This window comes from uncultured Anaerobiospirillum sp., from assembly GCF_902485895.1.
Classification (GTDB): domain Bacteria; phylum Pseudomonadota; class Gammaproteobacteria; order Enterobacterales; family Succinivibrionaceae; genus Anaerobiospirillum; species Anaerobiospirillum succiniciproducens.
In genome coordinates this window covers 19,675-30,686 of sequence record NZ_CABTML010000003.1, presented here as the reverse complement: position 1 = coordinate 30,686, position 11,012 = coordinate 19,675, and the positions used below count along the sequence as shown (strand labels likewise).

The 11,012-nt window shown below is 41.5% G+C and carries 5 protein-coding genes; 2 read left to right on the top strand and 3 right to left on the bottom strand.

All coding sequences use genetic code 11. The features are described 5' to 3' along the window. Positions 1–242: 242 nt before the first annotated feature. Together RDO37_RS00120 and RDO37_RS00115 are read right to left on the bottom strand one after the other, a co-directional pair. Positions 243–1,661, bottom strand: a complete 1,419-nt coding sequence (locus RDO37_RS00120; RefSeq protein ID WP_308497683.1) for a glycoside-pentoside-hexuronide (GPH):cation symporter — start codon at positions 1,659–1,661, stop codon at positions 243–245. 377 nt (positions 1,662–2,038) lie between these two features. Continuing rightward, entirely contained in the window at positions 2,039–3,712 is a 1,674-nt protein-coding gene (locus RDO37_RS00115; protein ID WP_308497682.1) for an alpha-glucosidase, read from the bottom strand. A 699-nt stretch (positions 3,713–4,411) separates the two neighbouring features. Between RDO37_RS00115 and RDO37_RS00110 the strand changes: the two genes are divergently transcribed. Next, positions 4,412–6,631, top strand: a complete 2,220-nt coding sequence (locus tag RDO37_RS00110; protein ID WP_308497681.1) for a transposase — start codon at positions 4,412–4,414, stop codon at positions 6,629–6,631. A gap of 378 nt (positions 6,632–7,009) precedes the next feature. Here RDO37_RS00110 and RDO37_RS00105 read toward each other — a convergent pair whose 3' ends face one another. Then, the gene (locus RDO37_RS00105) at positions 7,010–7,459 is read right to left on the bottom strand and encodes a hypothetical protein (protein ID WP_273319791.1); all 450 of its coding nucleotides are present in this window, start codon (positions 7,457–7,459) and stop codon (positions 7,010–7,012) included. Positions 7,460–9,022: 1,563 nt separating this feature from the next. Here RDO37_RS00105 and RDO37_RS00100 point away from each other — a divergent pair. Next, positions 9,023–10,492 carry a toxin-antitoxin system YwqK family antitoxin gene (locus RDO37_RS00100; protein ID WP_308497680.1) on the top strand — a complete coding sequence of 490 codons (1,470 nt, stop codon included), beginning with the start codon at positions 9,023–9,025 and terminating at the stop codon, positions 10,490–10,492. Positions 10,493–11,012: the final 520 nt, after the last annotated feature.

Sequence of the window (11,012 nt, the reverse complement as noted above, 5' to 3'; positions counted from 1 at the left end):
TGTCCAATACTTTTGATTAACTTTTAGCAAATATCTTGCTGTTTGATAAAGAGTGGTGCTTAGGGGCGTGCTAGGTTTTGATGGTCTTCAAAAGTGGAGAGTAGGGGATAAGGACTTGGGCTTGGGCTTGGTGAGGCAGCTTAGAGGTGGGGTGCTAATTTTATAGGCTCTGTGATAGAGCCTATAGGAGCACTAACTTTAGTTAGTGCTCCCGGCGATAAAAGATCTAACTATAGTGCCATTTAGTTCTGAGTCTTGTAGTTAGGGGCTAAAGGATCGCCCTCAACCTTACGTCTTTCTAACTCCTTGATAATATCAGGATAGATCTTGTCAAGCTTATAGCCAAGTACAGAGACAATACCAAGGATAAAGAGGCCAGCTGGTAATACAGTGGTTGCTAATAAGATGGTGTTCATAGCCTCAGCAGTCTGCTCTGTAGCGCCGTTAACATAGCCACCAAATTGCATTACTGAGGATGCTAATACAGCACCTAAGCCAGCAGCTAACTTCATACCAAAGCTTGCGCCTGAGTAAACCATACCCTCGTGACGCTCGTGATCAATGTACTCACCATACTCTACACAGTCAGGTAACATGGCGAATACGCAAGCGTAGGTAAAGCCTTGACCGAAGCCCCAAATAGCAGCGGCAATGAAAGCTACAGTAGCGCTATATGGATCAATAAATCTAATTAATGCAGCACAAGCAATTACAGCACAGGCAAACATCAGAGCGTTTCTCTTACCAATAGTTCTGAGCACAATTGGTAAGATTAAGATCATGGTACCAACCTTAAAGACATTCATAATGGTGGCAAAAGTACCAATATGATTTGGGTTGTCCAAGAAGTAACGGCAGTAGTAAGTATTAGCGGTACCAAATACCGTGTCAGAAGTAAAGGTAGTTAACATGGCGAAAGTTAACATGATCCAATACTTGTTGTGGAATAAGCCCTTGACTACCTTTAAAGTGGTCTTTAAATCGCTCTTCTCAGGTACTGGTGTAACAATACGCTCATGACAGAAAGCAAAGGTTAAGAAGAAGCAGAAGCAAGCTACTGCACCTAAGATCAGGAAAGTAATAGTCCAAGCGGCCTGATCATTACCGAAGAACTCAACCATAGGTAAGGTTACAATCAAGGTTAAGGTGTTACCTGCGGTAGCTAAAAGCATACGGTAGATAACGATAATAGATCTTTGGTGAGAGTCATTGGTCATAGTAGTGGTCATAGAGCCATAAGGGAGGTTAATGGCGGTATAAACCACAGTAATGGCAAAGTTGTATGACACAAAGATGTAGACATATTTGAACCAATCAGACATCCCTGAAGGCACTGAGAACAGAGCCACCATGGCAATGAAGAATGGAATCAACATGCGGAGCAGCCATGCACGAGCCTTACCATAAGGGCTCTTGGTATGTTCGATTAACCAACCAACAAATAGATCGGAAAAACCATCAAGGAAACGTGAGAGCAACATAATGGTTGCTACAACAGCAATATTGACGTTTACAAACTCAGTGTAATAGTAAATCAAAATACTGCCAGTAGGAGTGTAGAGCATCTGGCTAGCAAAATCGCCTAAACCATAGGAAAATTTCTCTCCAAATCCAATCTTAGGATCTTTTTGAGGGTTGTTTGCAAGACGAGGAAACAACATGAGTAACTCCTTTTAAGACTAACTTAGAGTGTTTAAATCTAAGAAGTTCTGTAAAAGCATGAATGAGCACCAAAGCTCTATCATTAAACACACACAAAACCTTGATTTTGTCTATACTCCATCATAGACAAAAGAGTAAAAAGATATGAACAAGAGCTATGAGCATTAGTCTTTTCATCAAGGCAACTGGTTTGGCTATAACAACTATAGAACGAGCAAAGTAAATAGTTATTATGATGGCTGCTACTTTCTTATTAGAGTATGGGTGGAGCAATTAACAGTAAAAGAATGATAGCAGCAGCCTGATATTGGGCTAAAAGTAACCTTGCTAAAACAAGTATTGCTCTTAGCTCAAAAGGTAATGGTTTTTTAACTAACTATAGTGCGACCACTACTGCACATACGGCAGGAATGATAATTTGGTTATCTTTAATTTCTACGCTCTTGGAGCTTAAAACTACTTGAGCATTAGGGGTAACTTTATGAACAATAGCACTGTCTTCAAAGTTAGCAATTACTTGAATTTGCTTGCCATTAAGCTCACGAGCAAAAGGAACAACATATTCTGCTTGTGGCTCTAAAGCTACGAACTTACCATCGGTTAAGATATCGTGGTATGGCTCATTGTTCTTTAAAGCAATTAACTTCTGATAGAAAGCTAAGGTTGAGTCAGGATCATTTTGCTGAGCACGAACATTTAAGTTCTTATAATCCTGGTGAACCTTAAGCCAGGTAATCTGTGCGCTGGAGAAGCCAGCGTTTTTCTCATCAGACCATAAAACTGGGGTGCGAGCATTATCACGGGATTCGATATTGAGAATATCTAAAGCCTGACGCTCGCTAAAACCTGCCTTAAGAGCAACTTTGTAGTTATCCTTAGCAGCTACATCGTCAAACTCATAAATAGAGTCAAAACGAGTATTGGTCATACCAATTTCTTGGCCTTGGTAAATAAATGGCATGCCTCTTAAGAGTACATTAACTGCACCAAAAGCCTTGGCACCATCAGCATTTTGAGCATGGCGTGGTAAATAGTAAGAAACGCCACGTGGCTCATCATGGTTTTCAATGATAGGGCACATAAAGCCAATATCATTAACACGCTCTTGGCTAGCAAAAATAGTATCGCGCCATTTAGCAATGCTTACTGGACGGAAACGGTAGTAGGCAGGGTACTTCTCATTAAGTTCACGAGCAGAGAAGTCGAAAATAGTGCTAAAGAAACCATCCTTACCAATATAGTTGCGTAAAGACTCAGGGTTAACACCAAAGGCCTCAGCAACAGAAATGGCACCATGCTTTTTAAAGGTGGCATTGTTCATTTCGTGTAAGAAAGTAGCAGCCTCATCAGATAACTTAGCTGTCATCTTAGCAGCTGAGCACATGCCGTCAGGTGCATCAGCAGGAAGTCCTGGGAAGGTTAGGTCTTTGGCAATATTCATGATGGCATCAATTCTAAAGCCAGCAACACCCTTTTCTAGCCAGAAATTGATCATGTCATAAAGCTTCTGGCGTAATGGCTCATAGTACCAATTCAAATCAGGTTGCTCTTTGCAAAAGTAGTGTAAATACCATAAGTCTTCATTTTCATGACCTGGTAATTTCTCCCAAACAGAGCCGCCAAAATAAGAGCGTAAATTGTCAGGAGGGCAACCATTCTTGCCTTCACGAATGTAAAAGTACTTGGCTTCTTCACTATTAAGATCGGCACAAGCTTTTTTAAACCACTCATGCTCAGAGGAGCAGTGATTGATTACTAAGTCTAAAATGATGGAAATACCACGCTCTTTAGCTTTAGCTAAGAGCTCATCAAAATCTTCCATGGTGCCAAAGGTAGGATCAATGGCCTGATAGTCTGCAATATCATAGCCCTGATCTACAAATGGACTCTTAAAAATAGGGGATAACCAGACAAGCTTAACGCCTAAATCTTTAAGGTAATCAAGCTTAGAAATAATACCCTGTAAGTCGCCGATACCATCACCATTGGAGTCACAAAATGACTTTGGATAAATTTGATAGGCAACTTGGCCCCACCACTTATTAGACACGGTAATCTCCAAGAATCACAATCGCCTCTTAAGCTAACCCTAATCAAATTAGGGGTTCACATACAAAGCTAAGAGGACACTCCTTATGTACAAAAACAACATCTCCTGCTTGTAAAAAGCAAACACACAGTCAAATCTTAATCTACAAAGCAGGAGCCAAATTATTCAGGCAATGTGAATTGTTGCAGTCATTTTTTTTGCAAATACATGCAAAATATTATCGCCTTAAATGGTTGTTAAGTATAAATTAAGACAAATTAGAAAAAGTCCAAAAAAATCATCAAAAAATACACTAAATTAACATTTGGCTGCAAATTTTGTGATCTGTTGCACAAATTGATTTTGAGCACATATTGAGTAGAAAACTTTATTAAATAGCGTAAATATGAGATTTCTGTCGTTAGTGCTAAATCATTCAAGCGTAGTTCAAGGTATGTTAGCTTATCAAAGCGATAAATCTTTGAGATAATAATTACACAATATGAACTTAATCATCCTGAATTTTTCTAAATTTCGTACAATATCTTATATATAAACACAACATATCTTACACAATTATTAAGGGCTAAAGCTTCATAAACCTGATGCTTTAGCCCTTTTTTATTTTTAGAAAATCACTCACGAAACCATTGGTAATATGCTATAATTATTCATACGATTCGTATGAATATCCTAAGTAATATTTAGAGCAATATTATCATGGCTTTGTACAGAAATCTAAAGCAAATTCCAATACCTGAAGGTGCCAAAGTTTCAAGTTACGACAAAAGAGTTTATGTCCCCTCACAATCTAGTAGTGGTACTCAAAGTAAACGTGAGATTGGGCAAGAGACTGAGCCAGGCATGATGGTGCCTAACGATAACTTTCGTATTGAATACCCAAACCTTTGGAAGCATCACTATCCACAGTCACCAATCCCACTTCCTATGATCAGTGTTGGAAACTACGCTGTTTCTCTAAGCATTGGATTGAGCTCAGGTCTATACCATGACTTACAGGAATGCTTTGGTCCTTGGCATGGCAATGCAATTATGGACTTTGCTCGCTATATGATTAGAGAACAATCTTCTGTAGCAATGACATATGAGCAAGCCATGGAAAATCAGCTTTTCTTTCTCGGTAAAGGAGAGAATGACAGCTGGTTCTCTAACTTGTTTTCAAAACACATTACCGCAACTCAAATTCACGACTTCAGGGATGCATGGTTGAATCGTTGTGTTGCCAATGGCATGCAAGACGTCTGGCTCTGTATTGATGGCTCAAACAGTGACTTAGCCATGGAGAATAGTGATTTAGCAGAGCTTGGCCACTCTAAATCATTAAAGGATCGCCCAATCATCAGTTATATATGGGCTGTAGACCCTGCCTCAAAGCTGCCTGTAACATGGTTTGTTAACAATGGGGGCATGATAGATTGCAAAGCTATAGACGAAATTATTAGGTACTTAGCTGCATCTAACCTAAAGATCAAAGGTGTAATCTTAGATAGAGGATTTGTCTCTAGAGAGGTTCTTCAGCTATTGACAGATAAAGGGCTTGACTACATTGTCATGCTTACATCAACCACAACTGGCTTCAAGACAATGCTTGAGAAGCATGGTGAATCTTTAATCAATGAAAAGGCTGAATTTCTGCTTTCGAGTGAATACATCTTTGGAGTTGAAGAAAAGGTTAAAGTCTTTGCAAACAGTAAGAGTGAAGCCTGTGTAGCCTTGTACTTCTCTGCTCAAAGAAAGTATAAGCAGGGAAAAAACTTCGTAGAAAAGCTTTTTGAGGCACATGAACAGATTGCTAATCAGATTGAGAAAAACTCGGTGAAGGTGACCATTCCTCAGGGCTTTAAACGTTACTTTAAGCTTATTAAGGATGGTGAAAGAGTTATAGGATTTGAACGCGACAATGCGCAAGTACAGTCGTCATTGCGTCAAAATGGATTTCATGCAATAGCTTCAGCCAAAGATAGAAGTGCGTTAGAGATTTCGGAACTCTACCGTCTACGCGACTATAGCGAAAAGCAGTTCTCACAACTAAAGACTCAGTTAGGCGGTGGAACTGTTAGGGCTCACTCAGATAAAGGTGCACAAGCTCGATTCATGGTTGGCTTTGTAGCATCAATCCTGCGTACCCACATAATGGTCAATTGCCAAGAACTCAAGATAAAAGATACGAATCGACTAATAAAAAGTCTTGATAGCGTGTCACTTCGTCGAGTAAATTCTGGCAGATACGTGGCTTGCCACAATTACAGTGTCGACATTGAAAAGTTGTTTGATCGACTTGGTATTGAGTTCAGCCATTTAGAAAAATTTGCTGATGTCGCAAACCAGCAGTCTGAAGGCAAAGACAAAACTCAAGTTCGAACATTAGAGCTCTATGTAAAAAGAGGACGCGGTCGACCTAAGGGAAGAAAGAACAATAAAACCCTTGAAAGAGAAGCTGCAGAACAAAAGCTTGAAGTAGTCAAGGTTAAACGAGGTCCAGGTCGTCCTAAGGGCCGAAAGAACAATAAAACTCTTGAGATGGAAGCAGCCGAGCAAGCTCTTGGTATTGTTAAGATTAAGCGTGGTCCAGGTCGTCCTAAGGGGCGTAAGAACAATGCAACTCTTGAGAGAGAAGCGGCTGAGCAAGCTCGTGGCATTGTTAAGGTTAAGCGTGGTCCAGGTCGTCCTAAGGGGCGTAAAAACAATGCAACTCTTGAGAGAGAGGCGGCTAAACAATCCATAGACATGGATGTAGTTAAGCGTGGCCCAGGCCGTCCTAAAGGGCGTAAAAACAACAAGACTCTTGAAAGAGAGGCCTTCAAACAATCCATTGGGCTTGTAGCGCTAAAGCGTGGCCGTGGGCGTCCTAAAGGCAGAAAGAACAACAAAACTCTTGAAAGAGAGGCAGCTATACTAGCGCAAACTGAAATCCAGTAACTGGTGTTATAGCAGATGCGCACGGCATCATTAACTGTGATGTAGCAATAGAAAGATGACTATCCGTTTTAGAGGTTGAATCGCATGAATCTCTTCTGGCACGAAAGAATATTTTAGGCAATATCTTTGATGTCTTTGTGCGAAATTTAGAAAAATTCAGGAGATCATCTGCCTAATTGTACAGAGACGACTAATGGGCATGATGTGCGGTCGCAGGTGCCAGATCGTTTGCAAGGTGGCAGAGGTTATGACAGATAGATCGTGGCAATGATGAAAGCATGCTGCTGCCAAAAGAAAACGGCCTGCAAGATGGGATCTTACAGGCCGTGGCGCATATGTATGCGGAGATCAAAATCGATTTGGCGTTAGATGACGAAACTATCTGTTAAGAGGTGGGAAGAGTTTCTTATCCTTTGCCTTGAGGGTGTGGAGCATTCTAAAGGCTACTTCAGGCTTGCCTAAGATGGTGATGCTAGAAACATCTTTGCCATTGGTACCAGCGCATGAGTAACCCTTGATGCCGTTGAGTATGAACTCAAAGTAGAGCAGGTCGCCTTGTCTCTCAATTGGCTTAACTTTAGCATGCTGAGCTACTAAGGTTCTTTGTAAGTCAGTAAGTAACTTAGTTGGGTGAATCTGACCAGAGCCTACGACGATATTAACGCTAGATTGCACACCAGGATTAACGAAGTTGACGTTAACTGAGTGCGGCATGTTCTGAGGTCTTCCTTGTACATGCCAGGTGTTGCCTAAATCTACGGTAAAGAAGTGAGTTTTGAAAACTTCAGCAGATGCAGTTGCAGGGAAGGTTAGTGTAACTGCAGCCATAACTAATCCAAGTAATGGGAGTGTAAGTTTTCTTGTAAATTCCCTTACTGACAGTTTTAGCATAGTCACGTCCTTAGCCTCATTAGGCGCTAAGTGCAAAAGACAGGGAGTAGTTTGTCTTTGGCAATGAAAGTAGGGTTCTAAACTATGATTTGAGTATATGACACTTGCTCAGATTATTAGAGATCGAGCATCTGACAAAGTGAAGCGAGTCAAGTTTTAAATTGCGAATATCTTGCTAATCATACTTAACATGTGTGCAGTCAGAAACGATCCACGTTTTTATAGTCTAAAAATGCAAAAGTCAGAGTGCCTTTAATCAACTTAACGTCATTAAGTGTAAGCAACATGTTTATTTTTCTGAGCAGCTAGGAAGTGTATATGTTGGGCTCGATGCAAAGAACTCTGAGGCTAAAGATATCCTTGAGGCCATATAAGTGCAGATACAGGCAAGTTTTACCGTATATGCATCAAAACTTAATAACTTTAGGGTAGAATATGCGGCCTTAGCTCATAGCATATGCTAAACAGCGTCAGACTATTAAGTTATCTGCATACACGCCTTTGGTTCGTGTTGGTGCTCTTACGTGGTTTTGATAGATGTTTTTAGGTTTTGTACTGGCATGTACTTATGGGCTTTTGGGGTATCTTAGCGAGCAGGGTACCTAAGTTTGGTCAGTAGTTCTTTTTACAGGCTAAATGGCTAGTCAATTGCGCGGCGATATTTGATGAAAGATAAGCATTGTACTTACCTAAGATACTTTGCTTTTTGAGAGAAACTGTAAGGTTTTACTCGCTAGTTTGGTGATGATGTACTCAAAATTGCTAAGCGGTTGAGGATCGATCGTGAAATATTCTAAAAAGTAAGTAATATTAGACTTTGATATGTGTGTGGTTATGACTGATGAAATGTCTTTTTTCGTGTAATCACAACAGAATCACATACTGCTTTTTAAAGTATGCACGATCTTTGCTTAGAGCAAAGTGTTGTTTTGTTTTAGTCGCTATCTCGACCCATTAAGTAGCCTTAGTGGAATCTCTTTTGTATAGGCTTTACCATGGCACTTTTTAGTGCTTTTATGCTAAAGCATATGGCATAAGATTAAATCTAGATGGCTTAGGTGTGTGATCTTATCGCACCTCATCAAAACGACGGCTTTGATGCAAGGTAGTCTTTTGAGCAAGATTACTGTTAAAGCGATCTTTCTTGAGGATGTTTTAACTCAAGAATAGGTTTATAAATTGACTCAACATTAGGGATTTGTATAGCGTTTGCTATGCATGATCTCTATTGAATAGGCATGCACAGAGATAGTCATTAAGAGTTAATCCTTGTAGTTCACGAAAAGTACTGTTAGTTGATTTGTCCGTAACTTCAGTGCCTTTTCTTGCCATAGCTGTACAAAACGGCCAGTGGCGGTGGCAACAAGGTGCTTTTGCTTAGCTTTGTGATGCTCGTAGCTCGGGGCATATGCAACACCTTTATAGCCAGGTGCTGTCATGTGTAATTGCTATTGGTTTACTTTCTCTTATTAGAGAAACTTTTTAGGGGCATGTCTGAAAGTGCGGAACACTAACCAAGAGTTCAGAAAGGCCAAGCAAGATCCAAACGTAAAGCTAATGCTGGCCGCTGGTCCAAAGCTCACTCACTTAATGCCGGGTGATAGACCAGCTAAGCAAGACAAACCTGCCAATGACATGGGTAGGCCTGCAGCTCCACAGCAAGCTGCATCCACAGGTATGTCTACTGTCGAAGCTTTGGCTAAGGTGTTTTTCAATGCACCTGCAGCCCAAAGCTCGCCTGCAGCAAAGGCAGATCCTAATGCAGCGGCTGCTCAAAAGGGAGTCAAGAAGCATACTACCGAGCGCAGTTACTTTGAAAATGGCATGATCCGCTCTGAGACGCCATTAGTTGATGGTATTCGTCACGGACGCGAGCGCGTGTTTTTTGCCAACGGTAATGTTCAAATCGAAACACCTTGGGTAAAAGGCTATAAAGAGGGTGTTGAGAAGCAGTACTTTGAAGACGGTGGTATTCGCCGCACTACTAGCTATCGTCTTTCTAAAAAGCAGGGTGCTGACACTGAGTACTTTGAGCAGGGTAATGCTATCCGTCGCGAGTCATACTACACCGATGACATCATCGATGGTACTCAGCGTGAGTTCTATCCAAACGGCACCATTAAGAATGTAAATCAATACGAGCACGGTGATCGTCACGGCATTAGCTCTACCTTCACCTCTCAAGGTGCCATCATGAATGAGACACCTTATGTGCATAACATTATTCACGGTGTAGCTCGTTCTTATTATTCAGATGGCCAGCTCAACCATGAGACTCCATTCCAAAACGGTGTTAAGCATGGCGTTGAGAAGTGGTTCTACATTTCTGGCAAGATTCAGCGTGTAGCTTTCTACCAAGATGGTGAACTCAACGGCACTCGTAAGATGTATTACGAGAATGGCTACATTGAGTCAGAGACTACTTTCTCCGATGGCAAGAAGAATGGCTGGGATCGTGAGTACTACTCTTTAGACACTAGCACTGAGCCAGAGAGTGAGGGTGCTAAGGCAACCCAAAAGGTTTTAGAGACTTCAGGTGTTTCTATCATCAAGCCAAAAGATGAGAACGGCGATCGTAAGATTGTGTTCATGGGTGATGATGAGAAGCGTGGCTTAATGAAGCATGAGGCTTTCTATAACCACGGTGAGCCAGAGGGCTTAGAGCGTACTTATTACGACAATGGTAATGTCGAAACTGAAGGTAACGCTGTAAACGGTTTCTGGGAAGGCATTGCCAAGACTTACTATGAGAGTGGTGTGATACACATGGAGTCAAACTTCAAGGCTGGTGTACGTGTCGGTGAAGAGCGTCACTACAGCTTAGCAGGCCACCTCAAGTTCATCGTCTACTATGATGAGAACGGCAAGCCATTTGAAGGCAAGTGTGCTTGCGGTAAGAAGTTTACCCAAGATCAGCTCGATGCTTTCTACAACGGCTCAGGAGATCCAACCTGCGATCACCGCCGTTAATAAGCTTTAGCTTAAGCATAAGCATAAGCATCGCAAAATCCTTAAAAGCAGCAGTCATTCGACTGCTGTTTTTACTTTAGCTCCATAAAAATGCCGCGCACACATTGTATTATGAGATCATCGTGATGGCATTGCCTCTCTAATAGATGTGTCCTTGTTGTGTCATTGTTTAGCCACTGGCTGTTTAGCGGTGCTAGCTCTATCTTGCTGTAGCAAGCTGTTCCAACATGTTTGCTGCCATGACCTTAGCTATACAAGAAGATATGCCGCTCAAATACTCATGTTCTTCGCAATACGAGATGCTATGCCGCTCAAAAGGCATAATGCTGTAGCGAAGTGAATGACAAGGATCATGGGATAGGGCAATAAGCTTTTGAAGTGTGATAGCGCATAAAAGAGGGCTTCAGGAGAGGGGCTGCACGCGCTGTGGATGGTGGCTATAAGGATGCAGCGGTAGGCATGGGTCAATGCATTGCGTGGCGGCTATATCGTTTAGAGTACCGTGCCAGGGTAGGGGTTA